The 26,782-nt window shown below is 60.5% G+C and carries 27 protein-coding genes; 14 read left to right on the top strand and 13 right to left on the bottom strand.

From position 1 onward, the window contains the following. Nucleotides 1–45 precede the first annotated feature (45 nt). From FFM53_RS26980 to FFM53_RS26970, 3 genes are all read left to right on the top strand, one after another. Nucleotides 46–906 (top strand): carbohydrate-binding protein, encoded by an 861-nt coding sequence (locus FFM53_RS26980; RefSeq protein ID WP_138388733.1) that lies wholly within the window; start codon nt 46–48, stop codon nt 904–906. Between the two features lie 116 nt (nt 907–1,022). Further along, complete coding sequence (locus FFM53_RS26975) at nt 1,023–1,691, top strand: response regulator (protein WP_138388734.1); 669 nt, start codon at nt 1,023–1,025, stop codon at nt 1,689–1,691. Then, nucleotides 1,681–3,081 (top strand): sensor histidine kinase, encoded by a 1,401-nt coding sequence (locus FFM53_RS26970; protein ID WP_138388735.1) that lies wholly within the window; start codon nt 1,681–1,683, stop codon nt 3,079–3,081. The genes FFM53_RS26975 and FFM53_RS26970 overlap by 11 nt, the downstream gene beginning before the upstream one ends. A gap of 97 nt (nt 3,082–3,178) precedes the next feature. Here the strand turns inward: FFM53_RS26970 and FFM53_RS26965 are convergent, their stop codons facing one another. The 7 genes from FFM53_RS26965 to FFM53_RS26935 all read right to left on the bottom strand — a co-directional run bounded on the left by FFM53_RS26965 (nt 3,179) and on the right by FFM53_RS26935 (nt 10,058). Continuing rightward, a complete protein-coding gene (locus tag FFM53_RS26965; protein ID WP_062942872.1) occupies nt 3,179–4,060 on the bottom strand; it encodes an ABC transporter permease in 882 nt (293 codons plus the stop codon). A gap of 11 nt (nt 4,061–4,071) precedes the next feature. Then, a complete protein-coding gene (locus tag FFM53_RS26960) occupies nt 4,072–4,890 on the bottom strand; it encodes an ABC transporter ATP-binding protein (RefSeq protein ID WP_029871310.1) in 819 nt (272 codons plus the stop codon). A gap of 95 nt (nt 4,891–4,985) precedes the next feature. Beyond that, nucleotides 4,986–5,999, bottom strand: a complete 1,014-nt coding sequence (locus tag FFM53_RS26955) for an ABC transporter substrate-binding protein (RefSeq protein ID WP_138388736.1) — start codon at nt 5,997–5,999, stop codon at nt 4,986–4,988. Between the two features lie 347 nt (nt 6,000–6,346). Then, nucleotides 6,347–7,357 carry a GlxA family transcriptional regulator gene (locus tag FFM53_RS26950; RefSeq protein WP_138388737.1) on the bottom strand — a complete coding sequence of 337 codons (1,011 nt, stop codon included), beginning with the start codon at nt 7,355–7,357 and terminating at the stop codon, nt 6,347–6,349. Beyond that, nucleotides 7,354–7,932: an isochorismatase family protein gene (locus FFM53_RS26945; protein ID WP_172643800.1), complete on the bottom strand. Its 579-nt coding sequence runs from the start codon at nt 7,930–7,932 to the stop codon at nt 7,354–7,356. Before FFM53_RS26945 ends, FFM53_RS26950 begins: the two co-directional genes overlap by 4 nt. Before the next feature lie 192 nt (nt 7,933–8,124). After that, complete coding sequence (locus FFM53_RS26940) at nt 8,125–8,853, bottom strand: FadR/GntR family transcriptional regulator (protein WP_246413304.1); 729 nt, start codon at nt 8,851–8,853, stop codon at nt 8,125–8,127. A 197-nt stretch (nt 8,854–9,050) separates the two neighbouring features. After that, the gene (locus FFM53_RS26935) at nt 9,051–10,058 is read right to left on the bottom strand and encodes a LacI family DNA-binding transcriptional regulator (protein ID WP_131620193.1); all 1,008 of its coding nucleotides are present in this window, start codon (nt 10,056–10,058) and stop codon (nt 9,051–9,053) included. A 207-nt stretch (nt 10,059–10,265) separates the two neighbouring features. Between FFM53_RS26935 and FFM53_RS26930 the strand changes: the two genes are divergently transcribed. From FFM53_RS26930 to FFM53_RS26915, 4 genes are all read left to right on the top strand, one after another. Beyond that, nucleotides 10,266–11,588 (top strand): alpha-L-fucosidase, encoded by a 1,323-nt coding sequence (locus tag FFM53_RS26930; RefSeq protein ID WP_138388739.1) that lies wholly within the window; start codon nt 10,266–10,268, stop codon nt 11,586–11,588. A gap of 50 nt (nt 11,589–11,638) precedes the next feature. Continuing rightward, nucleotides 11,639–12,862 (top strand): ABC transporter substrate-binding protein, encoded by a 1,224-nt coding sequence (locus tag FFM53_RS26925; protein ID WP_138388740.1) that lies wholly within the window; start codon nt 11,639–11,641, stop codon nt 12,860–12,862. 68 nt (nt 12,863–12,930) lie between these two features. After that, entirely contained in the window at nt 12,931–13,857 is a 927-nt protein-coding gene (locus FFM53_RS26920; RefSeq protein WP_042954711.1) for a carbohydrate ABC transporter permease, read from the top strand. Further along, on the top strand, nt 13,847–14,731 hold the full coding sequence (locus FFM53_RS26915) for a carbohydrate ABC transporter permease (protein WP_138388741.1): 885 nt from the start codon (nt 13,847–13,849) through the stop codon (nt 14,729–14,731). The genes FFM53_RS26920 and FFM53_RS26915 overlap by 11 nt, the downstream gene beginning before the upstream one ends. Nucleotides 14,732–14,759: 28 nt before the next feature. Here FFM53_RS26915 and FFM53_RS36855 read toward each other — a convergent pair whose 3' ends face one another. Together FFM53_RS36855 and FFM53_RS26910 are read right to left on the bottom strand one after the other, a co-directional pair. Continuing rightward, nucleotides 14,760–14,891: a hypothetical protein gene (locus FFM53_RS36855; protein WP_281385746.1), complete on the bottom strand. Its 132-nt coding sequence runs from the start codon at nt 14,889–14,891 to the stop codon at nt 14,760–14,762. Nucleotides 14,892–15,416: 525 nt separating this feature from the next. Then, the gene (locus FFM53_RS26910; RefSeq protein ID WP_138388743.1) at nt 15,417–16,172 is read right to left on the bottom strand and encodes an SDR family NAD(P)-dependent oxidoreductase; all 756 of its coding nucleotides are present in this window, start codon (nt 16,170–16,172) and stop codon (nt 15,417–15,419) included. Nucleotides 16,173–16,382: 210 nt separating this feature from the next. On the opposite strand from FFM53_RS26910, the gene FFM53_RS26905 reads away from it, so the two are divergent. The 6 genes from FFM53_RS26905 to FFM53_RS26880 all read left to right on the top strand — a co-directional run bounded on the left by FFM53_RS26905 (nt 16,383) and on the right by FFM53_RS26880 (nt 20,317). After that, nucleotides 16,383–16,970, top strand: coding sequence for a L,D-transpeptidase (locus FFM53_RS26905; RefSeq protein ID WP_138388744.1), 588 nt, complete (start codon nt 16,383–16,385; stop codon nt 16,968–16,970). A 166-nt stretch (nt 16,971–17,136) separates the two neighbouring features. Further along, the gene (locus tag FFM53_RS26900) at nt 17,137–17,250 is read left to right on the top strand and encodes an ABC transporter (RefSeq protein ID WP_138388989.1); all 114 of its coding nucleotides are present in this window, start codon (nt 17,137–17,139) and stop codon (nt 17,248–17,250) included. A gap of 157 nt (nt 17,251–17,407) precedes the next feature. Continuing rightward, nucleotides 17,408–17,992, top strand: a complete 585-nt coding sequence (locus tag FFM53_RS26895; protein ID WP_138388745.1) for a hypothetical protein — start codon at nt 17,408–17,410, stop codon at nt 17,990–17,992. Nucleotides 17,993–18,052: 60 nt separating this feature from the next. Continuing rightward, nucleotides 18,053–18,646: a protein-S-isoprenylcysteine O-methyltransferase gene (locus FFM53_RS26890; RefSeq protein WP_246413297.1), complete on the top strand. Its 594-nt coding sequence runs from the start codon at nt 18,053–18,055 to the stop codon at nt 18,644–18,646. 10 nt (nt 18,647–18,656) lie between these two features. Further along, nucleotides 18,657–19,442: a 2-oxo acid dehydrogenase subunit E2 gene (locus tag FFM53_RS26885; protein WP_138332643.1), complete on the top strand. Its 786-nt coding sequence runs from the start codon at nt 18,657–18,659 to the stop codon at nt 19,440–19,442. Beyond that, nucleotides 19,439–20,317, top strand: a complete 879-nt coding sequence (locus FFM53_RS26880) for an SDR family NAD(P)-dependent oxidoreductase (RefSeq protein ID WP_138388746.1) — start codon at nt 19,439–19,441, stop codon at nt 20,315–20,317. Before FFM53_RS26885 ends, FFM53_RS26880 begins: the two co-directional genes overlap by 4 nt. Before the next feature lie 263 nt (nt 20,318–20,580). On the opposite strand, the gene FFM53_RS26875 is transcribed toward FFM53_RS26880, so the two are convergent. The 4 genes from FFM53_RS26875 to FFM53_RS26860 form a co-directional block, all read right to left on the bottom strand. After that, a complete protein-coding gene (locus tag FFM53_RS26875; RefSeq protein ID WP_138388748.1) occupies nt 20,581–21,843 on the bottom strand; it encodes a DUF3422 domain-containing protein in 1,263 nt (420 codons plus the stop codon). Between the two features lie 222 nt (nt 21,844–22,065). Continuing rightward, nucleotides 22,066–23,523, bottom strand: a complete 1,458-nt coding sequence (locus tag FFM53_RS26870; protein ID WP_138388750.1) for an MFS transporter — start codon at nt 23,521–23,523, stop codon at nt 22,066–22,068. Nucleotides 23,524–23,579: 56 nt separating this feature from the next. Further along, nucleotides 23,580–24,431 (bottom strand): alpha/beta fold hydrolase, encoded by an 852-nt coding sequence (locus tag FFM53_RS26865; RefSeq protein ID WP_138388751.1) that lies wholly within the window; start codon nt 24,429–24,431, stop codon nt 23,580–23,582. Between the two features lie 4 nt (nt 24,432–24,435). After that, a complete protein-coding gene (locus FFM53_RS26860) occupies nt 24,436–25,596 on the bottom strand; it encodes an FAD-dependent monooxygenase (protein ID WP_138388752.1) in 1,161 nt (386 codons plus the stop codon). A 114-nt stretch (nt 25,597–25,710) separates the two neighbouring features. Here FFM53_RS26860 and FFM53_RS26855 point away from each other — a divergent pair, with 114 nt between their 5' ends. Next, nucleotides 25,711–26,634, top strand: a complete 924-nt coding sequence (locus FFM53_RS26855; RefSeq protein ID WP_138388753.1) for a LysR family transcriptional regulator — start codon at nt 25,711–25,713, stop codon at nt 26,632–26,634. The last annotated feature ends 148 nt before the right edge of the window (nt 26,635–26,782 follow it).

Raw genomic sequence — 26,782 nt, 5'->3', positions numbered from 1 at the left:
AAAATCGTTCACACTTTTCGGCATCATGCTCTAGGGAGGGCGAGCATGGAATTGACGCTGAAGATCGTGGACGCCGATGGGGCGGTGCTGGCGAGTTCCACAGGCTGGGACGAGACGTTCCTGGTCTATCGCCATAGCTATCGCGAAGGCGATCGCGTGATCGTGGAGGTCTCCGAGCCCGGACATGTCTTCCTCGCCCTTGATGGCGCGATCCAACCCGGCCTGGTCTATATGAAGGAATGCGCCTATTCGCTGGCCGTACCCTTTGGCGACAAACGCAAGCCCTATTCGCCGAATGCCTTCAGGGGCGATATCCACCGGCTTTCAGCGCGAAGCACGCGCCCCGACGAGATTGTCCATCGACGCAATCTCGCCCTCAACCCCTGGGACGATCACGCCAATGGGGCTCTGTTTCCGCATGCGCGCGCCAATGTCGAGACCCGCGGCGAAGCGGTCTTTGCAGCGCGCAACGCGATCGACGGCGAAAAGGCCAACGATGATCACGGCTTCTGGCCCTATACGAGCTGGGGCATCAATCGCGATCCGCAAGCGGCCCTGACGGTGGAATTCGGCAGGCCGGTCAGGATCGACGAGATCGCTTTCTATCTCCGGGCCGACTTTCCGCATGATTCCTGGTGGGAAAAGGTCAGCCTCACCTTCTCGAACGGCAAGACCTGTTGTTTTCCGCTGGTGAAATCGGGCGTCGCCCAGGCCTTTCCGATAGAGCCCTGCATCGTCGAATGGGTGGAACTGCACGGTCTGATCAAGGCCGAAGACGCCTCGCCCTATCCGGCGCTGACCCAGATCGAAATCTGGGGAACCGAGGCGCCGGAGACCGGGACGTCGCGGTTGCGGTCGACGACAATTGCGGAGGCGCCGACGGGAGCGCTTGGTGACGACGTTTAGGGCGATCGCATGCGATAGCATCTCTTTCTGCTTCGGTCGGGAATAGAGGCCAAGCAACAGCTGTGGAAAGCGTGTCACGCTTCCGCCGGGCCGCCTGCCCATGCTAAGGAGGTCGGATGCGACTGCTTGTGGTGGAGGACAACAAGGATCTGGCGGCCTGGCTGGGTAAAGCCCTGCGACAGGCGCAATACGCTATCGACATTGCCCATGACGGCGAGGACGCCGAGCATATGCTCAAGGTGGCGGAGTATTCGGCGATGATCCTCGACCTGGCGCTGCCCAAGCTTGACGGATTGACGCTTTTGAAGCGATTGCGGCAGTCCGGAAACAAGCTGCCGGTTATCATCTTGACCGCCAATGCGAGCCTGGACGGCCGTGTTGCAGGGCTTGACAGCGGCGCAGACGACTATCTCGCCAAACCCTTCGAAATCGCCGAGCTTGAAGCGAGGATTCGTGCAGTGGTCCGCCGCGGCCAGGATCGGGCATCATCCGAGATTACCGTCGGCAACCTGCGTTTCTCCGGCGGGACGCGGCAGTTTTTCGTCGCAGGCGAGCTGCTGCAACTGACGCCGCGCGAATATGCCGTGCTTGAGCAACTTGTCACGAAGCTTGGCAACACAGTCTCGAAAGCCGCCCTTTCTGAAAGCGTGTTCGGTTTCGACGACGAGGCGGATCCGAGCGCCATTGAAATCTACGTCCACAGGCTGCGAAAGAAGCTCGAGAGCAGTTCGGTTCAAATTGCCACGTTGCGCGGACTTGGTTATCTCCTCAGACATGTCCAGTAGCCTCGTCACCAAGGTGGGCGCGACGATCGCGCGGCTCAGCCAGAGCCTGAGGGTGCAGTTGCTCTGCTGGGTGCTGCTGACCCTGTGCGGGGCGATCGGCTTCAATCTTTATGACAGCTTCTGGACGGCTGATGCCACAGCAAAGCTGGTGACGGATCGAACACTTCTGGCGTCGGCGCGCGTCATTGCCGAAGCCGTGCGCGTTGACGAGGGCGGCAATGTTCAGTTGGACGTGCCGCCTGCCGCGCTGGAGATGTTTGATACGGGCTTCGGCGACCGGGTGTCTTATCAGGTCATTACCGCGTGGGGCAGTCTGGTCAGCGGCCTTCCCGACCTGCCGTTGCCGGTCGTCCAGCGCACCGGCGAGGATCGCGCGTTCCACGGTGCCGATATCCGCGTCATGATGCTCGACCATCCCGTCGTCGGCCTTCCCGATGACGGCGCGATCTCCGTGACCGTCGCCGTTACGCATAACAGCCAGTATGCGATGCGACGGCAGTTGTGGCTCTCGGACTTTTCGAAGCAGTTCGTGCTCGTCTTCGTCGCAAGCCTGGTGACCATCCTTGGGCTCCAACGGGGCCTGGCCCCTGCTCTGAGACTGCGGGACGCTCTGCGCCAGCGCGGGCGCAACCGCCTCGATCCGCTGCCGCCGGAGATGGTGCAGAGCGAACTGCGACCGCTCGTTCACGCCCTGAACGACTATATGGAGCGCGTCCAGAACCAGATGGCCGCGCAGCGACGGTTCGTATCGAATGCTGCGCATCAACTGCGAACTCCCCTGGCGCTGATTTCGACCCAGGCGAGCGTGGCGGCCCGCGAAGCCGATGCGGCTCGCCGCGACGAGGCGCTTGTCGCCCTTCGCACCAGCACGAAGCAGATTTCGCGTCTCGCCAGCCAGCTGCTTACCTTGTCACGGGCCGAGCCCGGAAGCCGGCGCCCGCGCAGCGATGCGACCGACCTTAGCAAGGCTGCCCGCGAGATCCTGGAAGCACATGCCGAAGAGGCGCTAAGACGCAACATCGACGTCGGCCTGGAAGCCGTCCGCCCGGTCATTGTCGACGGCGACGCGACGATGTTGCGCGAGATGTTGGTCAACCTCATAGACAATGCGATCCGCTATACCGGCCCGAATGGACGGGTGACCGTTGCCGTCGGGCAGGCGGACGGCAACGCCGTGGTCACCGTCGAAGACAACGGGCCGGGTATTCCGAGCGGCGAGCGCGAGCAGGTTTTCGAACGCTTCTACCGGATCATGGGGACCGAAGCCGAGGGGAGCGGTCTGGGGCTTGCGATCGTTCGGGAGGTTGTCGAAGGCGCTGGAGGTTCAGTCTCACTCGAAGATGCGGAAGGCGGTGGGCTCGTCGTGACGGTCCGGCTTCCGCTTACGTAAACCCGAATGCGCACTAATGCTCTTTCCAAGATTGAGGGAAGGCCGGGCATGGCGCCCGGCCTTCTGTTCGATCTGCCTTGGGAGGAGGTCGATTGGATCACTGGGTATCGAGGTGCTGCTGCGGACGCCATTTCGCCAGGCGGTTCTCGATCAATGTCATGATGTATTCGGCAAAAAGCGTGACGACCATGACGAGGAGGATTGCCGCGAACATGCCGGCCGCATCGAAGGTACCCTTGGCGATCGAGATGAGCTGACCGATCCCAAAGCGGGCACCGACGAATTCGCCGACGATTGCGCCGATGATCGCAAAACCAAAGGACACGTGCAGACTGGCGAAGATCCAACTCATCGCCGACGGGATGACCACCGTGCGGGTGACCTGCCAGTCCGAGGCGCCGAGAATGCGGGCATTGGCGATCATATTGCGGTCGGCCTCGCGCACACCCTGGAAGGCGTTTGCAAAGACGACGAAGAACACCATGATGAAGGCGAGAGCAACCTTGGAGGGCAGGCCGAGACCCATGATCATGATGAAGATGGGGGCAAGAACGACGCGCGGTATCGAGTTGATCGCCTTGATATAGACGGAGAAGATGTCCGACAGGAAGCGGTTGCGGCCAAGACCGATGCCGACGAAGACGCCGGTGATCGAACCCGCGAAGAAGCCGATCAAGGCCTCCTCCATCGTCACCCATAGATTATACCAGAGCGAACCTTCCGTGGTGCCTTCGGTTGCCCATTCGTAGAGGCGCTGAACGACGCCGCTCGGGCTCGAATAGAAGAACGGATCGATCCATTGCATGTTTGAGGACAGCTCCCACATGCCGATCACGAAGACCAGGATGGCGATCTGCCAAAAGCGCACCAGCGTCTTGCGCCGGCGCATTGCCTTCAGCGCCGATGCCTCGATTTCCGTGTCCGACGTGCCCGGCCGAAACATGGTGGCCGAACCGGCCTCAAGTGTGATGTGTGCCATGATATCCTCCCTCAGGCCGCTTCGCTCGCGCGGCGGTAGCTGGTCTCCACTTCCTCGCGGAGGTCCTCCCAGATCGTCTTGCAATAGTCGATGAAGCTCTGCTCGTAGCGGATTTCCGACACGACGCGCGGACGGGGGAGATCGATCGTGTAGACCGACTTTACCGTTGCTGGGCCGGCGGTCAGCACATAGACCTTGTCGGCGAGCGCGACGGCCTCTTCGAGATCGTGGGTGACGAACACCACCGAGGCCTTGCGCTCCGCCCACAGCTTTAAGAGCTCTTCATGCATGACGGTGCGGGTCTGGACGTCGAGAGCCGAAAACGGCTCGTCCATCAGCAGAATCTCCGGCTCGTTGATGAAGGTCTGTGCCAGTGAGACGCGCTTGCGCATGCCGCCGGAAAGCTGGTGGGGATAGTGATGGACAAACTTCGAAAGGCCGACACGGGCCAACCAGTCGCGTGCGCTCTTTTCCGCTTCAGTGCGCGACTTGCCGCGAAACAGCGGACCGGCCATGACGTTGTCGATCACGTTCTTCCAGGGAAAGAGTGCGTCAGTCTGGAACGCGAAGCCGACACGCGGGTCAATGCCGGTGATCGGACCGCCCATCAACCGGACTTCACCGGCACTTGGGCGTGCGAGACCCGTCACAAGATTGAGCGTCGTCGATTTGCCGCATCCGGTGGGGCCGACGACGGCGACGAACTCTCCGCGGGCGACCGTCATGTTGAAATCGCGCAAGGCCGTAAGGGACTTGCCAGTCGGCGAGACGAAGCGGCGGCTGACATTGATCAGCTCGATCGCCGGGATCTGGTTCTTGTCATTTTGCATGATGATACCTGAGGCGTGCTTTGGGCGCGTGCACGCAATGCCCATGGATCGATCGGGAGGTCGCCTCCGGTTGGGACCGGAAGCGACGCGACGCCTTACTTGACGTTCTTGACGAATTCCGTCGTGTAGGTCTTGGAAAGGTCGATCTGCTTGCCCTTGACGTTCTTGGAGAACTCCGAGAGCACGGCAAGCACGGTCTTCGGACCGTCTTCCGGCATGACGCCATCCGGTGTGAACATGCCCTTGCCGTCGTCGAGAGCCTTGATGTAGCCGTCCTTGTCGCCGACGTAGAAGTCCTTCGGCATCTTGTCCGCGATCTCGGCGGACGAATGCGTGTTGATGTAGCGCAACGTCTTGACGAAGGCGTTGGCGAGCTTCTGTGCCTCTTCCTTGTGCGCGTCGACCCAGGAGGCTTCCATGTAGAGCGAGGCGGCCGGATAGGTGCCGCCGAGCGCCTGACGGGTCGACTCGACCGTGCGCATGTCGACGAGCACGCTCGCCTCGCCGGTCTTGATCATGCGCGAGATCGTCGGCTCGGTCGTCATGCCGGCCTGGATCTGATCCTGTTGCATGGCAGCGATGAAGGTGCCGCCGGCGCCGACCGGAACCGTCACGACGTCGCCGGGCTTCAGCCCGGCCTTCGAGGCCATGAAGAGGGTCAGGAAGTTGGTGGACGAGCCGAGACCGGTGACGCCGAGGGTCTTACCTTTGAAGTCGGCCGGCGATTTGATGTCAGGATGTTTGCTCGAAACCATCTCGACTTCGCCCGGCGCCTGGCTGAACTGGACGATGGATTCGACGAATTTGCCTTTGGCCTGCAGGTCCACACAGTGGTCGTAGAAGCCGACCACGCCCTGGACGGCGCCGGCCAGAAGCTGATTTTCGGCATCGACGCCGGCAGCTTCGTTCAGCAGTTCGACGTCGAGACCCTCGTCCTTGAAATATCCGAGCGATTCGGCAAGCTTGGCGGGCAGATAGATCTGCTTTTCATAACCGCCGACCATGATGGTGATCTTATCGGCCGCATGTGCGGCGCTGGTCGCGAAAGATGCTGCGGCGAGAAGCGTCGAAAAAGCGACGGTGTGAAAAAGGCTGCGTGAAGAACGCATGGAAATCTCCTCCTGTGGTTTGCTAGCATCGTCGTCTCGCCACCTTGACCCGTGTCTCCTCCACGATGCTGCCTCTTCCTATGACGTCGAAGCTTTCAACTAGCTTTCAGTCGCGGATGGGTAAGCAGCCCGTCGAATTCCATCCATGCATCCCTCATCGCGGGAGCAACGGGCGCGTAGTCATTTCTTAAGCCAGATGCGCCGTCCCTTCCATAGATGTGTGCCCAGACGGATCTCTTTCCGAGCGCATGCAGCATCAAGCCATCGCGGCAAGCGCTTCAATGTGAAAACTGCGAGACAATATGTCCGCGATCGTCATCGCGATCTGGTGACCGGCGGCGAGCAGTCTATGAATCGACGGGCAGCCTCGACCGCGCCGCGCTCGGCGGGCCGTCATTCAGACGATTCCAGGCGCGGCGGAGCTGCCGCGCCGAGCCAAAGCCGGCGCGCATCGCGACGGCCTCCATGTCCAGCCGTGAACCGGCGAGCATCTCGCGGGCAAGAGCCACGCGCATAAGGTTGACGAAATCCGTAACGCTCATGCCTGTCTGCTCGTTGAACAGCCGTGAAAGGTTGCGCGGGCTGGCACCGCTGAGGTGCGCAAGCGACGCCACCGACCAGTCGTGAGAGGGGTTGGCGACCACCGCATCCTGCGCGCGGTGAATGACCGGGTGAATATGGTTGCGACCTTCAAGCCAGGGCGAAAGCTGCGGATCCGAGCCGCCGCGCCTGAGATAGACGACAAGATATCGCGCCACCGCGAGCGCGCAGGCATGTCCTGCTGCTTCGGCAACGATATGCAGCATGAGGTCTATGCCGGCGGTGATGCCGGCGCTCGTGAGGCGGTCTCCATCCTCGACATAGAGCCGGTTGTCCCGGACGCGCGCGGTGGGTGCGAGTCTCACCAGATCCTCTATGCAGGCATGGTGGGTAGTGCAATCGCGGCCGTCGAGCATGCCTGCCTCGGCAGCGAGCAATGCGCCCGAGCAGATCGAGACCAGACGAATTCCCGGAAGAATGGCGCGCTTCAGCCATGCGACGATGGCAGCTTGGTCGGCGCGCTCCTGTTCGTTCCCTGGGGCGCTATTTTTCATCGGGGCATCGGCGCTGCCGGCAATGATGACAAGCGCGGTATCGGGCAAGCGTTCCGGCAATGCGGCGACTCCCGTAACGGCAAGGCCGATCGAACTGCCGACCGTCGCCGATGGGCCGATATAGGCGACGGTAAAGCGCACTGTGCGCTGTTCGAGGTTCGCCTTGCGCAGCACTTCGATCGGGCCGGCCACGTCGAGCAGCAGCACGCGCGGCGGCACGACGACGAAGACCGGAATATCGAAGGGCTGCGCGGCGTCCGTCATGCGGCGAGCGACTTTCCGCGCCCAGCCAGGGCCTGTTCGACGGTCGCGATCCGAGCGAAACGGCCCGACAGGACCAGTTCGGTCCGGTCCCGGATTTCCTTGGCGTTCCAGGTGCGTCCTGCGGCATCGGTCATCGGGAAGGTCAGGGTCGCTTCGCCGATATAGTCGACTTGATAGCCGAGATCCGAGGCATGGCGGGTCGTGGTCTCGCAGCACTGTTCGGTGCGGATGCCGGAGACGAGGATACGACGGACGCCGTTCTCGGTCAGCCACACGTCGAGACCGGAACCGACCAGGGCGCTATGGCGGTTCTTCCTGAACGTCGCCTTGGGAGCGATCCTGAGCGGGGCGAGTGTGCTGACGAACCCGGATGCTTCCGAAAACGGCCCATTTTCATCGACATGGAAGATCTGGATGATGGGTATTCCATCGGCTTGCGCGCCGTCGATCAGAGCCTGCTGACGATCGATATAGGCGGAAGCGAGGTTTTCATCCCAGTAATCGCGGTGTCTGAAGGACTCTTGAGCGTCGATAACGAGAAGGACAGTATCATGGCCGGACATTTTTTGCTCCATGCAGGTTGATCATGAAGTCATATTCGGCGATTTGAAGACAGGGGAAAATGCGCGCGCCGGACAAATAACGGACAATTCGCGCCAATAGCCACGCTCAGGAGCGGCCTTGCGCCAAGCGCCTCGAGCCACATCCGGCGCCTGCCGGTCGTGCGCACATAATCAGTCCGCTTCCACGCAATTCCGGATCGGATGTCAGCTCGTAAAGCTTCGCAGATCCCTCAGCAAGTTGCGGTACCTGGCCTGGCTTCCGACCAGATGGTCGCGCATGGCGTTGCGGGCGGCCTGCTCGTCCCTGTCCGAGATGGCGACGACGATTGCCTCGTGCTCCCTGTGGATCAGCTTTCGATAGGCGGTCTGTTCGGCCGTCCTCGATTCCGGGACGAGCCTCGACTGCGGGATGATCGCAGAGCCCTGCGATTCCAGGAACCGCCTGAACAGCGGATTGTTCGTGGCTTCGGCGATTGCGGCATGGAGCTCGAGATCCGCATCGCGAATGGATTGATCGCTCTCGATGCATTGGAGGATTTTCCGATGACATTCGAATATCGCTTCCTCCTGTGCCGGCGAGCGGCGCAGGGCCGCTAGGCCCGCCGCCTCGATTTCGACAGGTGTTCTGATCTCGAGGACCTCAAGATCGGAGGCGACGCGGGCTTTGTCGACTTTCCGCGCGGAGAGCGCGGGATCGGCACCGAGCACGAAAATCCCCGCTCCCTGGCGCACCTCGACAAGCCCGTCGGAGCGAAGTGCGGCCACCGCCTCGCGCACGACGGTGCGGCTGACGCTGTGCGTTTCGGTCAGCTCGTGTTCGCTCGGAAGCTTGTCGCCGGCGGAATACTGGCCGCTCAATATGGCTTGCCGGAGGCTTTCGCCAACCTGTGAGACCAGCGACCCGGAGCCTTTGCTGCGATCCTTCACCTGCATAGCCACGCTTGACCCCCGCATCGGCCTTGATCCGAATGCCGTTCAAACGCGCGGCATTGCGAAATTCACGATTCATCACACATGTATGACAAATTTTGCCGCCTTTCAATGGATAAGGGCCGACGAGAGAAAATCCGGCACTGCGCTTACATCTCTCGACGCCGGTTTGGCATATGCGTGAGGACCGGTGGAAGCACTCACAACCGCCTGGTCGATTCTCCGCGTACGAATCTCGGCGTCAGGATGAAATCTTCAGGCGGCGCGGCGGCGCCCTCGGGGCTTGCTATTCTTGCCAGGAGGCGTTGTGCCGCCAATTCCCCGAGCTTCTGCGCATCCTGCACCACCATGGTGATGCGAGGCGTGATGACATTGCTCCAGGGCACGTCGTCGACCATCGCCAGCGACACGTCGTCAGGGCAGCGGAAGCCCATCTCCTGCATGACCTGAAGTGCTGCTAGGCCGGTCATGTTGTTGGCGCCGATGATGGCGGTCGGCCGGTCGCGGCGGGTCAAGAGGCGCATCGCCTGTGCATGGCCGCCAGTCCGGGTGTAGCCGCCTTCGACCACCAGCGAAGGATCGATGTCCACACCGGCGCCGGCCATCGTGTTCATGAAACCCTTCAGGCGCTCGTCGGCAGTGTGCAGGCCGCTCGGCCCGGAGATGAAACCGATGCGCCTGTGGCCGAGCTGCAGCAGATGTTCGGTCAGGATGGTGGTGGTAAGCGGGTTGTCGGAACCGACAAAATCGCGTTCCGCCCCTTCCACCTTCTGGTCGAACATCACGATCGGGGTTTTGAAGTCGCGCAGGAACGTGGCGTACTCCTCGCCGTGCCCGTTTGCCGCCAGCGCAATTCCGGCGATCTTCTGCGCTTCCAGCCGCTCCAGCAGCGCCCGTTCGAGATCGGCCCTGCCGGAGGAGTCGGCGATCAGGACGAAATAACCGTGGTCGAGCGCCTGGTGCTCGATCTCTCGACGGATGTCGCCGAAGAACATGTTGCCGAGATTGGCCGAAACGAAACCGATCAACGAGCTGCGTCCGCGCGCCAGCGTCTGGGCCACCGGGTCGATGCGGTAACCGGTCGATTTTATCGCCTGCTGGATGCGGTCGAGCGTCTCGACGCCGACCCGCTTCGGGCTGTTGAGCGCGAGCGAGACGGTCGAGATGGAAACCCCCGCAAGGCGCGCTACGTCTCGTATCGTGGTCATGTCTGTCGAACCGGTTCTAATGCCTTGTTATGTCCGATTTTATTGGTCGGCGCAACATTTATGCTTCAAATCAGTTGTTTTGCGGGGCTTGCCTTTCTGATCTGGTGATCGCGAATTTCGGCTTGACAGACATCGGATCAGGCGAGATGATCATTTACCGAACCGGTTCGATATGATGTTGAGCCGGAAAACAGGGAGGAGAAACCTGTGACGAGTTCGGAACGCCAGCCGGAAAATCCGGCATCAGGTGGGGCGGAGAAACACGCCTGGTTCAGCCAGGATCGCCTGGGCATGTTCATCCATTGGGGCCTCTATGCCTTGGGAGCCCGGCACGAGTGGTTGAAAAACCGCGAGGAACTGACCGACGAGCATTACCAGCGCTATTTCGACAATTTCGATCCCGATCTCTACGATCCCAAGGAGTGGGCCCGCCGGGCGCGTCTTGCCGGCATGAAATATGTCGTGGTGACGACCAAGCATCATGAGGGTTTCTGCCTGTGGGACAGCAAGGTGACGGACTACAAGGCGCCGAACACGCCCTGCGGCAAAGATCTGCTCACGCCGCTGGTCGAAGCCTTCCGCGCCGAAGGGCTGAAGATCGGCTTCTACTATTCGTTGCTTGACTGGCACCATCCCGATTTCCCGATCGACGTTCACCATCCGCTGCGCAACCATCCCGACGCCAAGGCCCTGAATGCCGGCCGTAACATCGCCAACTACGCGGCCTATATGCGCGAACAGGTGAGCGAGCTTCTGACCGGCTTCGGCCGCATCGACATCATCTGGTTCGATTTCAGCTATCCCGGGCGCGAATATCGCGGCCTGCCCGGCAAGGGGCGCGCCGATTGGGAGAGCGAGCGCCTGGTGGATCTGGTGCGCGAGCTGCAGCCCGGCATCATCGTCAACAACCGCCTCGATCTGCCGCCCGGCACCCTGCCTGACGTGACGACGCCGGAGCAATATACGCCGCGTGTCGCCCCCGCCATCGCCAGCCAGGGGGTGCTCTGGGAAACCTGCCACACTTTTAGCGGCTCCTGGGGTTATCACCGCGACGAAGATACCTGGAAAAGCCCGGAACAGATCATCCAGCTGTTGATCGATTCCGTCGCGCTCGGCGGCAACCTGCTGATGAATGTCGGCCCGACCGGCCGGGGCACGCTCGATGCGCGCGCCATCAGCGCGCTCGAGGTTTATCAGAACTGGATGGCCGTCAACGGACGTTCCATCTATGGGGCAGGGCCATCTCGCTATCCGGTGCCTGCCGGCTGCCGTTATACCCAGCGCGGCAACCGCCTTTATCTGCATGTTTACAATTGGCCTTACCGCCACATCCACATCGAAGGTCTCGCCGACAGGATCGCCTATGCGCAGTTCCTGCACGACGCCAGCGAGGTGCACTGGCTGAGCCATGCCAAAGATGTGGATTCCAATATCGGCGTGACGGTGCCGGAAGGCATGATCACGCTCGAACTGCCGGTCCGGCGCCCGGACGTTACCGTGCCGGTGATCGAGATCGTCCTGAAGGCGTGAGCTCGATCGCACTCGCGTGTCCTTTGCGTTCATGGAGGGAGGAGAAACCCATGAAGGTTCTGAAGAAAACGCTTTTGCTTGCCGCTATCGGCAGCAGTCTTTTTGCCACAGCCGCATCGGCCGAGCAGGTCAACCTGACCTGGCAGATGTGGACCGGCTCCGAAACCGACACCAAGAGTTGGCAGCACCTGGCAGAGATGGTGACCGCCAAGTATCCCGATATCAAGGTGACGCTGACGACGACGGGCTGGGTCGACTACTGGACGCGGCTGCCGGTGCTGGCGGCATCGGGACAGCTCGCCGACATCGTTTCCATGCAGTCGCTGCGCATGCCGAACTTCTATTCGCTGCTCGAGCCCCTGAATGACCGGATCGAGGCCGATAAGTTCGACGTCGCCGCCTTCACACCCTCGATCATCGGCGGCATGTCCGTCGACAAGCAGCTTTACGGTCTGCCTTATGACGTTGGTCCGTGGGTCATCTATTATAACCAGGACGCGCTCGAAGCCGCCGGCGTTCCGCTGCCGAAGCCGGGCTGGACACTTGCCGAGTTCACCGATGCCGCCAAGAAGCTGACGAAGGACGGCAAGTATGGCTTCGGCATCACTCCGACCAACTATTCGGTCCTGGCCGCGGCCTGGGGCGATAAATACGTCAACGATGCCGGCGAGCTTGACTTGACCAGTGCGAGCGCAGTTGCCGCCGCCGACAGGGTGATCGGCTTTGCCGCCAAGGATAAGATCGCGCCGCTGGTCCCGTCGGGTGGCGCGGATCCCGGTGATGTCGTCCAGGGCCGGTTCAATTCGGGCAATGTCGCCATGTATATCGACGGCCCCTGGTCGATTATCGGCATGAAGGACCAGGCGAAGTTCAAGATCGGCCTCACCACCCTGCCGCGCGACGAAGGCGAACTGTCGGCCGTCACAGCAGGCTCCGGCTTCGGTATTTCCACGTCAAGCAAGAACAAGGATGCGGCCTGGAAGGCGATCCAGGTGCTGACCAGCCCGGAAGCGCTGACCTATCTTGCCGAAGGGGGGCGCGCATTGCCGGCGCGCACGGCGGCGCAATCCGCCTGGTACAAGGTGGCGGCCAAGGACATCACCAATGGCGGCGAGGCCATCGACTATTCCCTGGCGCACTCCGTGCCCTACGTGATCACCAACAACTGGGCAGCGGTGGAAAACCTCTTCAACCAGTATTTCCCGCCGGCTTTCGCCGGCAGCGCCGATGCCAAGCAGACGATGGAGTCCATCCAGAGCCTCGCGCAGCAATAAAGCGAGCGCGTCCGACAGGACGCGCTAGCGCCCGCCCGCGGCAGGACCTGCCGCGCATGGAGGAAGATATGTCGCAAAGCGCTGTTGCCGAAGTTTCCTTGCAGCCCGGTCGGCCCCGGCGCTTCCTGAAGCCGGAGACGCAGACAGCCATGCTGTTCCTGCTGCCGAGCTTCCTCGGCTTCATGGTCTTCATGGCCTTGCCGATCGTGGCGTCGCTGGCGCTCAGCTTTACCAACTGGCAGCTGATCTCGACGCCGTCCTTCGTCGGCTTTCAGAATTATATCAGGCTCTTCACCGTTGATCCGGCCTTCTACACCATATTGCGCAACACGCTGTTCTTCGCCGTCGAGTATCTGGCGCTGAACCTCGTCATCTCGTTGACGCTGGCGGTCTGGATATCGAGCCTGAAGCGCGGCAAGGCGATCTTCCGGGTAATCTTCTTCCTGCCGACCTTCACGCCCACCATCGCGGCGTCGGTGGTGTGGCTGCTCATCTTCACACCGGACGGGCTGGCCGACACCATCATCCGCGCGCTCGGCCTCGGCTTGCCGAATTTCCTGCTGAGCTCGACCTGGGCCATGCAGGCGATCGTGCTCGTCACCCTGTGGGCGAATGTCGGCTACAACGTCGTGATGTTCAACGCCGCGCTCGACCTTGTGCCGAAGCATTATCTCGAGGCGGCGACGATCGACGGCGCCAATGCCTGGCAGCGCTTCTGGCGCATCCGCCTGCCGCTCATATCGCCGACCATCTTCTTCGGCACCGTGATGACGGCCATCACCTCGCTGCAGATCTTCGACGAGATCTTTGCGATGACGCGCGGCGGGCCGGGCTCGGCGACGGCCACGCTTGGCTTTGCCATCTACCAGAAGGGCTTCACCAATTTCCAGATGGGCTATGCCTCGGCTCTCGCCTGGGTGATGTTCGTCATGATCATGGCGCTCACCATCCTGCAGTTCCACATGCAGCGCAAATGGGTGCATTATGACGACTGATCTGACCTCACGGCATCCGCATTCCGTGTCCCAGCATCGTCACCGCCTATTGCGGCGCATCGGCTCCTTCGCCAGTTACACGGGGCTTTCGCTGATCGCGTTGCTCTTCCTCTTCCCGTTCTTTTGGATGGTGTCGAACGCGGTGCGCTCCAATGCCGAGGTGATGGCCGTGCCGGTCCGCATCTTCCCCGAGGAATATCATTGGGGAACATTCGTCGAAGCCGTGGTTTCCTTGCCGTTCGGAACCTTCCTGTTGAATTCCTTCGTGGTCGCCTGCGGCGTTACGGCGATCGTGATTGCGGTCTCCTGCCTGTCTGCCTACGCTTTTGCTCGGCTGAAATTTCCCGGCCGGGAGGGTCTGCTGCTCACCTATCTCACCACGCTGATGATCCCGCAGGTCATGCTGGTCATTCCGCTCTTCCTCATCGTCAGCAAGTTCGGCTGGATCAACACCTATCACGGCATGATCCTGCCGGTCGCTTTCAGCTCTTTCGGCACCTTTCTGCTGCGGCAGTTCATCCTCGGTATTCCCAAGGATCTCGACGAGGCGGCGATGATGGACGGGGCTTCGCGCCTGCGCATCCTGGTTACGGTCATCATTCCGCTTGCCATGCCGGCCATCGGCCTGCTGGCGCTATTCACCTTCATCGCACAATGGAAGAGTTTCCTCTGGCCGCTGATCGCCACCAGCGGCGTCGAAATGGCCACGCTGCCGCTCGGGCTCACCCTGTTCCAGACACAGCAGGGAACCGCCTGGAACTACATCATGGCCGGTGCGACGATCTCCATGGTGCCGGGTGTCGTGCTGGCCATCGTGCTGCAGAGGGTGATTTACAAGGGCATTACCGTCAGCTCCGGCTTCGGCGGACGCTAATTTCTATAAGAGCAAAATCTTAAACACATCACATCAAGTTTGATGTGATGTCCTTCAAGTTCGGTGGATTTGCGCCGAAGAAGGCGAATTGCGCAGCGGGATTCACGAAAACGGCCACGCTTGCATCCATCGCCTTGGCGATATCGATCTCTGCTGCCAATGCCCAGACGATCGGCGCCGGCGGAGCGCGCGTAATTGCTCCGCCGACCATTTCGCACCATGCGACCACTCGCTCTTCAGCACCAACGAGATTAGATTTGAATGGAAGCTGCCACTAGCGGCTCGTGCCAGGCATAGCGTGGAAGAAGACCGGCGTATTTGGAGGCCCGCACATGCGCTTGCCACACCGCGCCATCGTTCGCCAGAAAGACAGGTGGTTCGGCGTCAGTCCATAGCGCTCCACAACCATTTATCGTCAATCCCGGCCACAAACTCTCCAACACAATCCGCGCCTTGATCTAGTCCCGCCAGTGGCGATGCCCGCCCGTCATGTCCGGCCTTGCTGTTCGGGAGAACCCCCAAAGTAGGCTCCATGGAGAAACTTATTTCGCTCATCCATAGATAGCCGATCACAGATCAGGGGAGAGAGACCCGAGGGGAGAACACTGACCGCCGACAGGTCCGCAGCACGTCATCAGGCAAATGGACACAGTCTGGAATCGCCTCTTCCTCTCAAACCCTTTCTTCAATGAGCGGTATAGGCCCCGTCTACCAAATAGTGCCCCCCGGTGATGAAACTGGCCTGCTCGGACAAGAGGAAACACACAAGCGTCGCGACCTCTTCCGGTTTTCCACGCCTGCCCATTGGTTGAAGCGATGCCATGCGTCGCGTACTCGCGGCCTCAAGGTGCTCTGACAAAAGTGGCGTTTCGATCCAGCCGGGACCGACGGCATTTATGCGGATACCCAATCTCGCATACTCCATCGCAGCGACTTTCGTCAGCCCAACAACCCCGTGCTTGGCTGCGGTGTATGCCGCCGCGGTGGGTAATCCAACGGACCCGAGAGTGGAAGACAAATTCACGATTGCGCCGCCACCCAGCTTAAGCATCGCGCCAATTTCGGACTTCATACAATAGAAAACGCCGTTGAGATTGACGTTCATCACCCTGTGCCAATTGTCGAGCGGATAATCTGCGACCGCTGCGCGAACCCCATCGATTCCGGCATTATTGACGGCCAGGTCCAAGCCGCCACATGTCTCAACGGTAAAATCGATAAGCTTCTGCACATCTCCACTATCACTGACATCGACGACAAATTCATGGGCACGGCCCCCATTTGACCGGATTGCGTAGGCAATCTTGTACGCTGCGTCCGCATCGATATCGGCAGCCACAACCTCAACACCCTCATCAGCGAGTTGTCGAGAAACGGCGGCGCCAATTCCGGAACCTGCGCCCGTTACGATCGCGACTTTTCCTTCCAGGCAAAGCTTCATCGTTTCAGTCCTTGTTGATATGCTAATATTCAATCAGAGGGAGATGGTTGATGCAGGAGGCTTCGCGGATGAACGAATGCGCATGATATTGCGGGGCTTGAGACATTTATCCGCGTGGCAGGCTCATAGTCTGTAGAGGTGGTTGTGGTGTTCAACAAGCGTCTCAATTTTGATTTGACCGGGACTGACTAAATTACTTGGCAGGTAGAAATGGACAAACACCATATCACACGCCGGGGGCTCATGTTGGGTAGCCTAGCGTTGATGCTTTCAGGATGTACTTTGGAGGATCGGTCGCCGCTGGGCTACGCATTTGCTATGGATCCGGATGTCGATCCCCGCTATCGGCGGCAGGAGGTCGCGTATACGGGAAGCGAACCGCCCGGAACCATCGTCGTTGATACAGGGAGGCGCTACCTTTACTTCGTGGAGGCGGATGGCCAGGCCACACGCTATGGTGTTGCCGTCGGACAGGAAGGACTGAGTTTCAAGGGCGAGGCCACCATCGGTCGCAAGGCAGAGTGGCCTTCGTGGAAGCCCACCGACGACATGATTCAGCGCAAGCCCCGGCTGGCGAAATATGCCGACGGCGTACCGGGAGGGCCGCTCAACCCTCTCGGCGCAGCCGCCCTTTATCTCTACCAAGATGGACAAGATACCATGTTCCGGTTGCATGGAACGAATGCTCCCTGGTCGATAGGCCATGCGGTATCAAGCGGGTGCGTTCGCTTGACGAATGCGAACATTGTCGACCTCTACTCTCGTGCTCTTGTGGGCACGCGCGTAGTCGTCATCTGATGCCATTTACCATTTGAAATCGCAGGGTTGGTCATATCGATAGGTATCTGCTAATGTAGGAATGTTGCACGTTGCATCATTTCTGCACTATCTAAAGTGCTATTGTCGCTAAACTTTGAGGTGTAGCCGTCGAAAAGCTATCCCATGATGAGGAGAGGACTTCATGATGAGCAGAATTTTAGTTGTGATCGTCGCGATGTTTGCGGTGGCCAATCTGAGCGCTTGCGGTTCGATGGGCAAGGGGAAGGCCCCACCGCCGGCAGAAGCAGTCTACAAGTAGCATATGGCGTTTGTTCTGAGGAAGGGTCGAGCAGGCCCTTCCTCTTCCTAACAGCATAAACCGCCAGGCTTGCCTTCGTTCGCGATTCACGGCGCAAAAGTGGCGTATCCGCTGACTTCAGGCTCGCGGTTGTAGGGCTTGCATATGGAGCATAGTGATGGCGCTTGGAAGAGGCGGTGTGTCGCTAGTTGTTATGTTGGCGGTCATGGCATCTTCATGCCAGACAGAAGACAAAAGGCCTCTACCGCATTATACGTCGAATGGCAGAGGCGTAGCTCCAACCAATGCGGCTGAAAACAAAGCAAATCGGTATTTCATCGAATTCCGCTCACGCTATGCGCTGACCTACGGCCACACCTACGTCGTTTTTGGGCGGGCGGATAAGAACGGAAATATGATCAATCCCGAAGTCGCCGGACTTGCGCCAGCATCTGACAATGCCGCGCCCTATGTATTAGGCCATTTCATACCCGTTCCGGCCTCGACCGGAGTAACGGATGGTGACCTGGAAGAGCAGTACAGGTCGGCAAGCTGGCGTGTGATGCTGACTGATGATGAATATCGCGACACAGTTGCGTATATACGCAAACTGCAGGCAACCACTCATCTCTGGGAGGCAACGGTTTATAATTGCAACGCCTTCGTGGCGGATATCGCACGGCACATGGGTTATAAGGCGCCCGGCATTTGGCTAAGGCCGCAACAATTCATTGCAACCCTGCGGGAGATGAATACAGGTTGATTGCGTGCGGGCGTTGGCGATCGCGGAAGGCCGATCATAGAAAGGTTCTGGTGACTTGATTTGAATTTATCAGTAGCCGTCGTCGGCGAGATGGTCTGGGTTCTTGGAATTGTGGCATGGTGCATCATTCGATACCCATTTGAGCGTCGCGCGAAGCGAGTGCCGGTCGTCAGCAACCGCCGTACCGGTTCGGAGGCGATCGGGCTTGCTGCAGCTCTCGTCGGGCTTGCGATCGTGCCGGGATTTTACGTCGCGACTGGCATCCCTGAGGTGGCCGACTATACCGCCCATTTGTGGGCCGTCGTGATCGGGACAATACTCTTCTGTGCCGCAATGTGGGTCTTTCGAAGAACCCACAAGCAATTAGGACGAAACTGGTCGATTACGCTGGAGATCCGCCAGCGGCACGAATTGATATGCGCTGGCCCGTACTCCCTTGTCCGCCACCCCATGTACACGTCGTTCCTTCTGATGGGGCTTTCACAAGCGTTTCTGCTGTCGAACTGGGTGGCAGGCATGGCGGGCCTGATCGGCTTCACCGTTCTATTCTTCCTAAGGGTGGACAAGGAAGAACGTATGATGTTGGAAGTTTTCGGCCCGCAATACCAAGCGTATATGGCGAAGACCAAGCGCATCATCCCTTATCTTTACTAGAGGTGGCTAGATGAGAGGCCGAACGATCAAGCTCTCGGCATCGCGACGACTTGTCGGAGATCTGATGAGATTCTCGATCGGGGTGCCACGCGTGACGGTCCAGCGGCAAATGAACCTTCGGCCGCTCCTCGATGCCAGAGACGGACCGGATGCCCGGCCGTCCTGGACTGTGCTTTTCTTGAAGGGATACGCCCTGCTCTCTCAAGAAATTCCCGAATTGCGGCGCGCTTATGTCAAGTTTCCAAGGCCGCAGCTCTATGAATATCCGGCCAGTGTGGCCTCCATTGCCCATGAGCGCGAGCATGACGGAGAGCGGGTCGTTCTGCTGAGCATCATCAAAGGTCCCGAGCAACGCTCCATTTCCCAGCTGGAGACGCTGATCCGCGCAGCAAGGTCACTTCCGGTTCTGGAGATCAAGGAGTTTCGGCGCTCGCTGAAGCTCGCTCGCGCACCTGCCCCTGTGAGGTGGCTGCTCATGTGGCTCGGGCTCAATATCGGGCGGAAGCGTGCGCGTTATTTCGGCACGTTCCAATTGTCTGTCTATTCGGGCCTGGGAGCGGAGTCTCTCAACCCGATCACCCCACTGACCACACTTCTCAACTACGGTCCAATCGGCGAGGATGGATCGGTTGCTGTCCGCATCCACTACGACCACAGGGTCATGGATGGAGCGAATGTCGCTCGGGCGTTAGAACGGTTCGAAAGAATCTTGAACGGCGAGATCGCCGACGAAGTAAAAAGCCTCGCCCAGAGCGGAACCCCTACCATCATGTCGACGGTAGGGACGTCGAAATGACCGTGCAGGATGAGTTTCGTTTGGCTGTCGTCGTGGTTGGGGCTTCCCGCGGCATTGGACGAGCAATTGCAAAGATTGCGGCACGTGAAGACAATGTCGTCGTGCTCGTCGCGCGTTCGCCTGAAGGCCTCGCCGCTGCGGCGGCCGACGTACGGCAGGCCGGCGGCGAGGCGTTCACGCTGGAGCTGGATCTCTTCGCAGCCGATGCGTCGGCGCGTCTCGAGGCTTTTCTAACCGCCAACGATTTGGTCTGCGGCGTCCTGGTCAACAGTGCTGGGTATGGTCTGCGAGGTGCAGCAACGATACTCCCCGTCAACGATCAGCTTGGGATCATCGATCTCAATATACGCGCCCTGACCGATATGACCCTTCGCTTCCTGCCTGGAATGCTGGCGCGCGGACGTGGCGGCGTGATCAATCTCGGCTCCATAGCGGGTTTGGTTCCCGGGCCGTACATGGCTTTGTATTACGCAAGCAAGGGTTTCGTGCACTCTTTTTCGGACGCGCTCCATCAGGAAGTGCGCCGCTTTGGCGTTACCGTGACATGTGTCGCGCCCGGACCGGTATCCACCGAATTCCTTGAAAAGGCCGGCGCGAACCGGGCGGCTCTCTTCAAGATATTGCCCAAGCTGGACGCTGAATATGTCGCTGAGCGGGCCTGGAGCGGTTTCAACTCCGGCCGTCGCCGCGTTGTCCCTGGCATTTCAGCCAAGTTGATCACTCTTGTCGCCGCATTCTTGCCGACCGCAGCTATTCTCCCTCTGATCGGTCGCCTGCAGCGCAGGAGCAAAGATCCATGTCCTTGCGGTTCAGGGAAGAGCCTCAAGGAATGTTGCGGTAGCCGCTCCCCGGCACGGAGCAAGCTGCAGAAATAGTGCCCGTCGACGAGTTTGTCGAAACGATATCCGGAAAGCGGGATGATCGCGTTCAGTTGGTCGAGGAGACTACGGCGGCCGCGCAGAGCTTGACACATGAAACCGAAGGCCTTGCCGAATTGCTGCGGCGGTTCAGAACGGGCAGCGGCCGGGCATCGGAACATCGCCACTACGCGATGGCATCCTGACGTCCTGCCGAAGCAGGCAAGAAAACGCCGCCGCCTCGAAAGGGCGGCGGTGAGCGATCATCGGCCAGCGTCGCCTCAGTGGCTCTCTGATGCGGGACCGTGAGAGTGGCCGGCAATGCTCTTGCGAACATGACGAACTGCCGCCCAGACGGCGAAAAGCACGAGCGGGATGGCGCCGAGAACGGCGAGCTTCGACACGTGCGGATCGACGCCCAGTTCGGAGATGCTTTCCAGGCAGATCTTTGCGAGGCCAACGGTGTAATAGGTGATGGCGATGACGGAGAAGCCTTCGACCGCCTGCTGGATATGGACCTGGATGCGCGCCCGCTCTTCCATTGATGTCAGCAGTGAGGCGTTCTGATCTTCGAGCTGAACCTGCACGGTGGTTCTGAGCAGGTCGCCGGCCAGGCTCACACGTTCGGCCAGTTCATCGAGGCGGCGTTCGGCGGCGTGAACCGCACGGACGGCCGGTTGAAAGCGCCGGTCGATGAAGGTGCCGATCCGCTGGCGCTGTTCGACGCGCTCCTCGCGCAGCTCCGACGATCTGCTTGCGACGATCTCCGCATAGGCTTTCGTCGCGCCGAAGCGGTGACGGGCGAGAGCGGAGAAATTGAGCACATCCGACGAGAGCTTGGTGACCTCGGAAAGCAGGGCTTTGTCGACCTTGACCGCACTCTGCATATGCGCGATCAGCAGGTCGAGGCGCCGGTCGAAGACGGAAAGCTTCGACACCGTCTCGCGTGCCATCGGCAACGCCAGCAGCGCCATCATCCGGTACGTCTCGATCTCCAGGAAACGCCTGACCATGCGGCCGGTGCGATAGGCATTGAGGTTGCGGTTGAAGAACAGAAATTCGACGAAACCGCTGTCGGTCAGCCGGAAGTTCGAATGCACTTCCGCATCGCCGCCGCCGACCTGAGAGGCGACATAGTCGAGCCTCGGTTTTTCCGGACGCTGCCCGTCCTTTTCGTCCCGCACCAGCACCCGAACGGCCGCGATGATCTTCCCGTCGATCTGGCGGCAGTAGGCCTGAAACGCTTCCGGCGGATTGCTGCCGGGCTCGGCCGATGCTGGAACGACGAAGGTCAGGGTGAGGAACTCGGTATGAGCCTCCCACTTCAGCCGGCCGTCGCCGATGCGGCCGATGCCGTGGTTGCCCTCGCGGGTCGTGGAGACATCCTCCAGTCCCGGCAGGGAACTTGGTATCTGAGGAGGGGCATTTTCTCCGACGATGGCGACGTGCCACACATCCGTGTCGCCATCGAAGTAGAGCGACGGCCGCGCGTGGAGCTCGTTGTGAAGTTCCCTTCGCAGCGGATGCTCGGAGCCCATCGGCATGGAAATGCACCTCTATACGGTAGACAGTCGCTGGGTCGCCGGATGTAACCGGGTTGCCGGCATGTGTGAGTTGACCATGGCGCCTGCGAGCCGGCGAAGGCTGACAACGCCTATAGCCTCTCCCGAACCACATGTCACCATAAAGGGCAACGATGTCGGCGGCTTGCACGACATCGTTGCCCCATTGTTCGATTGTCACCCGCTGGACTGGTGAGGCTGGCCTTACGACGAGGTTTCTTCCAGCCGTCGGCCGCCGGTCTCGATCATTCCGATAGCCGCGACCGCACCGATGGCGGCGACGATCGCGAACATCATGAACACCGAATTGATGCCCTGCGTCCCCACCATATAACCGACCGTGGTCGGCCCGACGGCCGACGCTATGCGCAGCCATGATGTCGCAAGGCCGGTTCCGATGGCGCGCATCCGCGTCGGATAGATCTCCGGCGTGTACAGGTACAAGACCGCATTGATCGACCCGACGACGCCATAGGCAAGCGTTGCCAGCACGATCAACGACCAGAGTTGGCCTGCACCACCAGCCGCCAAGGCGCTCAACAGTGCCGCGCCGACCAGGAAGGACACGATGGCCCAAGTTCTTCGACCGATGCGGTCGATGCAGAAAGCGCAAACCAGAAGGATGGCGACCTGGGCGACATTGGTCATCGACGCCGCCCGAAGAGCGCTTCCGAGCTCGAGCTTGTAGACGGTGTGATAGAGTGTTGGCATCCAGTTGTTGAGGCTGTTGGCGACGAAGAACGAACTCGCCCAAAGGACCCAGGCAATCAACGTCCTCACGCGGAAGCGTGGAGACAGCAGCTCGCTCCAGCGGCTTCTCGGTTGCCGGGCGACCTGTGCAGGGGCGGGTGCTGTAGCCGACGCTTCGGGCGCCGATTGCGGCTCCTGTTGATAATCGAGTTTTGCCTTTCTTGCGCTCCCCTCAGCCTGGCGGATGATCGCTTCCGCTTCGTCGAGGCGTTGCTGGCCGATCAACCAGCGCGGCGATTCCGGCAGCCGATAAAGCAGATAGGCGATGACGAGACCGGGAATGCCGCCGATGAAGAACAGCGATGTCCATCCGAGGATCGGCACGAGCAAGGTCCCAACCTGGCCGGTGATCATCAGCCCGACCGGAAAGATCATCTCGTAGAGCATGAAATAGCGGCCGCGTCCCTTCGCCCGCAAAAGTTCGCTGATATAGGTGGCCGCAACCGGCATTTCTCCTCCGACACCGATGCCCTGGATCAGGCGGCACAGGAAAAGCATCTGAAAATTGCCGGTGAGCGCGCAGGCGAGGCCCATGACCGACATCAGCGCTGTGGCCGCTGCCGCCGTGGGGACGCGGCCGAAACTTTCGGCAAGACGGCTGAAGAGCAGGGCGCCGAGCAATTGGCCGATGTAGCTGGCGGCGATCATCCAGCCGATCTGGGCCGGAGAAAGCTCCCATAGCTTGATCAGGATCGGAAGGACGAATGCCAGCGAAAGGGCATCGAAGGCATCGAGGAACGTGGCACTCCCCATGACGATCCGCGCCCGGCGGTGCCATGGTGTGAAGGGAATGGCTTCGAAACGGGCAGTCAGCGCTGCGGCGCGACCGCTGTCGGATGCCGGGGTCGGATCGTGGGCCTCAAGCCCATCTGCGGTCGCGGATGCGGCCAGCGTAATTGTGTTGTCGTGCATTCTATCCTCCCAGATTCAGCACCTTGATGATGGCCGGCGCCTTCGTAGCGCCGGCGTTAGCCGTTAGCCGTTGACCGCCTGAACAGCGACCGGATCGCATCTGCGATCTGGTCGGGGCATTCGATCGGCGTCAGATGCCGCGCCGCGGGCAAGACGGTGAGGGATGCGCCCGGAATGGCCGCAGCGAGATCTCGGGCCGTCTCGACGGGGGTGGCGTAATCCTCCTCGCCGACGACCACCGAAACGGGAAACCGGAAACCTCCCAGATGCCGGCGCAGATCCGCATCGCCGAGCATGGCGCAGGTCGCGGCATAGGCATCGATATCGTTGGCGGTAAAGACCGACATGGCATGCTGAACCTGCGCCGGATGATCCATCCGGAATCGATCGCCGAACCAGCGCGTTGCCTGAAACTCAGCCATCGATGCCAGCCCTTCGCTGCGAGCCTTTGCCGCCCGGGCCCGCCATTCCGTGGGCGCGTTGGCACCATACCAGGCGGTGGTATCGATCAGCAGCATGGCGCGCACCAGCTCGCGGTGCCGCGCCGCGAAGGCCTGGGCCACGCAACCGCCCATGGAGCAGCCTGCGACGACGGCGTCACTCCACCCGAGTTCTCCCATCAGGTCGGCGATATCGTCGCCGAACCGCTCGACATCATAAGGGCCGGCAGGCTTGTCGCTCCTGCCATGGCCGCGGCAGTCCATCGTGACGATATCCGCATCCTCCAGCCGCCCGACGACCCGATCCCAGACACTGGCGTCGAGCGCCAGTGAATGGATCAGAACGACACGCGGCCCACCGGGCCGTCCGCTGCGTCTATATGCAAGGCCGATACCATCGGACGTTCTCGCATAGGCGACGGCGGAAGCCGTCTCGCGCACATTTGCTGCACTGTTGGACATCGACATTCCCTTACCCGGCAAGCGCCATATCGTTTTCGCCCACAAGCGGCACGTTCCACGCATCGTAGCCATAGAGCCAGGAGGTGTCTTCGTTGCCTCCTGACATCCAGGTATTGGCGCTCGAAATCGCCTGGATGCGCGAGGTGCGCGGCTTGCGGTTCGCCTCGTAGCGGCGGAACGCGCCTTCGATGTCGTCATTGTCGACGCCGGCAAGGCACCGCGCCAGCACTGCAGCGTCTTCGATCGAGGTCGCAGCCCCTTGAGCCATATAAGGCGTCATCGGATGGCAAGCGTCGCCGAGAAGCGCCACGCGTCCGTCGCTCCAGCGCGGCAATGGTTCACGTTCGAGGATTGCCCATTTGTGGCAGTCCGGGCATGCATTCAGAACCATCTGCACTTCAGGATGGAAGCCTTCATAGGCGGTGCGCAATTCCTTCACGTCGCCCTTGGCGGACCAGGATTCCGAGGTCAGCCAGTCGGCGGGCTCGGGCACGCTGGTGACGAAGTAGAGCGAGCTGCGATCAGCAGCCGTATAGTAGATGACGATATGGCGGTCGACACCCCACCACTTCGTTCTGGACGCCTGGATCTCGCCGCCGTTCATCAGGCTTGCGTCGAAGACCGCGCGGTAGGCGATCCGGCCCTTGTGGATCGGTTTGTCAGGGCCGACGACGATGTCGCGAACGAGCGAATGCACGCCATCGGCGCCGATTACGGCATCGGCATCCGCCTTCGTGCCGTCGGCGAAAGAGAGGGTCACGCCAGCCTTGGTCTGATCCAGGCCGACAAGCTTCTTGCCGAGGTGAACGATCTCCGGCGGCAGCACGGAATAGAGCGCTTCATGCAGGTCGGCCCGGTGCATGCAGAGAAAGGGCGCACCGTAAAGGCTTTCCGGCATCGGAAGCTCGCGCTTGATCTCGCCGGTATCCCAGACACGGTTGAGATGAGAATAGGGCTCGAACGCAAGCTTTTGAAGCCTGTCGAGGACGCCGATGCCGCGCAGCACGCGCGATGAATTCGGCAGCATCTGGATGCCGGCGCCGATGCGGGCAAATTTCGGTGCCTGCTCGTAGACATTTACGTCGATGCCGACCTGGCGAAGGGTCGCCGCGGCGGCGAGACCACCCATGCCTGCACCAACGATCGCGATTTTCGGTTTATTTCCAGCCATGCGATTTTCCTCCCTTGGCAATCAAGATGGAGGTAGTCGTAGTTCGGCATCTATAGTATGTAAAATATTTATATAATTTATGTCTGAAACCTTTTAAGTTTATGGTGGGCGCCAATGGAATTGAGACACCTCCGCTATTTCGTGGCCGTCGCAGAAGAGGGGAGCATCTCGCGGGCTGCCGCGCGGCTCAACATCCAGCAGCCGCCGCTCGGTCAACAGATCCGCGATCTCGAATACGAGCTTGGCGTTTCGCTCTTTGACCGGCATCCGAAGAAGATCTCGCTTAATGCTGCCGGCGCAGTTTTCCTTGCCGACGCCCGCGACATCCTCAAGCGGGCCGGTCAGGCAGTCGAGAATGTCCGCCGGTACGACAAAGGCGAGGCCGGCCAGCTGTCGGTCGGCTTTACGAGCTCGGCGTCGCTGCATGTTCTGGCGCCGAAGCTGCTGCAGCAGTTCCGTCTTTCCTATCCGCTCGTCAAAATCGCCGTCGAAGAAAGCGAGACCTACGAACTCATTCTCGCCCTGCAGGAGGGGCGTATTGATGCAGCATTGCTGCACATCGATGCTAATCGATTTCCGGATCTGGCAAGCACGGTGCTTTCCGAAGAGGACATGATCGTCGCCGTCCCTCTCGGCCATCCCCTCGCAGATGAAGGCCTCGGGCCAATCACCCTGAAAATGCTGGAGGGGCAGGATGTCGTCGTTTATCGGCGACCCGACGGCCCAGGCATCTTCGAGCGCATCTTGCAGTCACTCGATCGTGCAGGCGTGACGCCTGCGATCGTCGACGAAGTCTATCGCATCGTCGCAGCGATCAACCTCGTTGCCGGCGGTCGCGGCGTCACGATCGTTCCAGCCTCCATGCAGGTCCTCCATCCGGAGGCCATCGCCTATCGCGCGCTCGCTCCCGGCCAACTTTCACCCTTGCCGCTCTGCATCGCTTACCGGCGTGATCTGAAGCTCTCGATCGTGAGGAATTTCGTTGCACTCACGAAGGAAATCGCTGCCGTCCCCGCGCATATGCGTGGTCGTGCCTGACCGTTGAGTGCGCGCGCTAGGCTATGAAGCAGCCGCATCGGCAGCAGAGACAGTTCGACCTCCGCCGAGGCCAGACGTCCAGGCCATCGATTTCGAAACGCATCGAAGCGTTCGAGAGGAAACGAAAAAGCCACGGCCCTGTTGCGAG

Source organism: Rhizobium indicum (assembly GCF_005862305.2).
Taxonomy (GTDB): Bacteria; Pseudomonadota; Alphaproteobacteria; order Rhizobiales; family Rhizobiaceae; genus Rhizobium; species Rhizobium indicum.
This window is presented reverse-complemented; position numbering and strand designations above follow the sequence as displayed.

Excerpts from the sequence above, each read along its gene's own strand:
- FFM53_RS26895 (WP_138388745.1), top strand. The coding sequence starts at position 17,408 with ATGGCGCTTGGAAGAGGCGGTGTGTCGCTAGTTGTTATGTTGGCGGTC.
- FFM53_RS26920 (WP_042954711.1), top strand. The coding sequence starts at position 12,931 with ATGTCGCAAAGCGCTGTTGCCGAAGTTTCCTTGCAGCCCGGTCGGCCC.
- FFM53_RS26940 (WP_246413304.1), bottom strand. The coding sequence starts at position 8,853 with ATGCAGGTGAAGGATCGCAGCAAAGGCTCCGGGTCGCTGGTCTCACAG.
- FFM53_RS26965 (WP_062942872.1), bottom strand. The coding sequence starts at position 4,060 with ATGGCACACATCACACTTGAGGCCGGTTCGGCCACCATGTTTCGGCCG.
- FFM53_RS26885 (WP_138332643.1), top strand. The coding sequence starts at position 18,657 with ATGAGAGGCCGAACGATCAAGCTCTCGGCATCGCGACGACTTGTCGGA.
- FFM53_RS26915 (WP_138388741.1), top strand. The coding sequence starts at position 13,847 with ATGACGACTGATCTGACCTCACGGCATCCGCATTCCGTGTCCCAGCAT.
- FFM53_RS26980 (WP_138388733.1), top strand. The coding sequence starts at position 46 with ATGGAATTGACGCTGAAGATCGTGGACGCCGATGGGGCGGTGCTGGCG.
- FFM53_RS26855 (WP_138388753.1), top strand. The coding sequence starts at position 25,711 with ATGGAATTGAGACACCTCCGCTATTTCGTGGCCGTCGCAGAAGAGGGG.
- FFM53_RS26910 (WP_138388743.1), bottom strand. The coding sequence starts at position 16,172 with ATGAAGCTTTGCCTGGAAGGAAAAGTCGCGATCGTAACGGGCGCAGGT.
- FFM53_RS26945 (WP_172643800.1), bottom strand. The coding sequence starts at position 7,932 with ATGGAGCAAAAAATGTCCGGCCATGATACTGTCCTTCTCGTTATCGAC.
- FFM53_RS26900 (WP_138388989.1), top strand. The coding sequence starts at position 17,137 with ATGAGCAGAATTTTAGTTGTGATCGTCGCGATGTTTGCGGTGGCCAAT.
- FFM53_RS26970 (WP_138388735.1), top strand. The coding sequence starts at position 1,681 with ATGTCCAGTAGCCTCGTCACCAAGGTGGGCGCGACGATCGCGCGGCTC.
- FFM53_RS26960 (WP_029871310.1), bottom strand. The coding sequence starts at position 4,890 with ATGCAAAATGACAAGAACCAGATCCCGGCGATCGAGCTGATCAATGTC.
- FFM53_RS26880 (WP_138388746.1), top strand. The coding sequence starts at position 19,439 with ATGACCGTGCAGGATGAGTTTCGTTTGGCTGTCGTCGTGGTTGGGGCT.
- FFM53_RS26865 (WP_138388751.1), bottom strand. The coding sequence starts at position 24,431 with ATGTCGATGTCCAACAGTGCAGCAAATGTGCGCGAGACGGCTTCCGCC.
- FFM53_RS26950 (WP_138388737.1), bottom strand. The coding sequence starts at position 7,357 with ATGACGGACGCCGCGCAGCCCTTCGATATTCCGGTCTTCGTCGTCGTG.
- FFM53_RS26955 (WP_138388736.1), bottom strand. The coding sequence starts at position 5,999 with ATGCGTTCTTCACGCAGCCTTTTTCACACCGTCGCTTTTTCGACGCTT.
- FFM53_RS26875 (WP_138388748.1), bottom strand. The coding sequence starts at position 21,843 with ATGCCGATGGGCTCCGAGCATCCGCTGCGAAGGGAACTTCACAACGAG.
- FFM53_RS26860 (WP_138388752.1), bottom strand. The coding sequence starts at position 25,596 with ATGGCTGGAAATAAACCGAAAATCGCGATCGTTGGTGCAGGCATGGGT.
- FFM53_RS26870 (WP_138388750.1), bottom strand. The coding sequence starts at position 23,523 with ATGCACGACAACACAATTACGCTGGCCGCATCCGCGACCGCAGATGGG.
- FFM53_RS26905 (WP_138388744.1), top strand. The coding sequence starts at position 16,383 with ATGGACAAACACCATATCACACGCCGGGGGCTCATGTTGGGTAGCCTA.
- FFM53_RS26925 (WP_138388740.1), top strand. The coding sequence starts at position 11,639 with ATGAAGGTTCTGAAGAAAACGCTTTTGCTTGCCGCTATCGGCAGCAGT.
- FFM53_RS26935 (WP_131620193.1), bottom strand. The coding sequence starts at position 10,058 with ATGACCACGATACGAGACGTAGCGCGCCTTGCGGGGGTTTCCATCTCG.
- FFM53_RS26975 (WP_138388734.1), top strand. The coding sequence starts at position 1,023 with ATGCGACTGCTTGTGGTGGAGGACAACAAGGATCTGGCGGCCTGGCTG.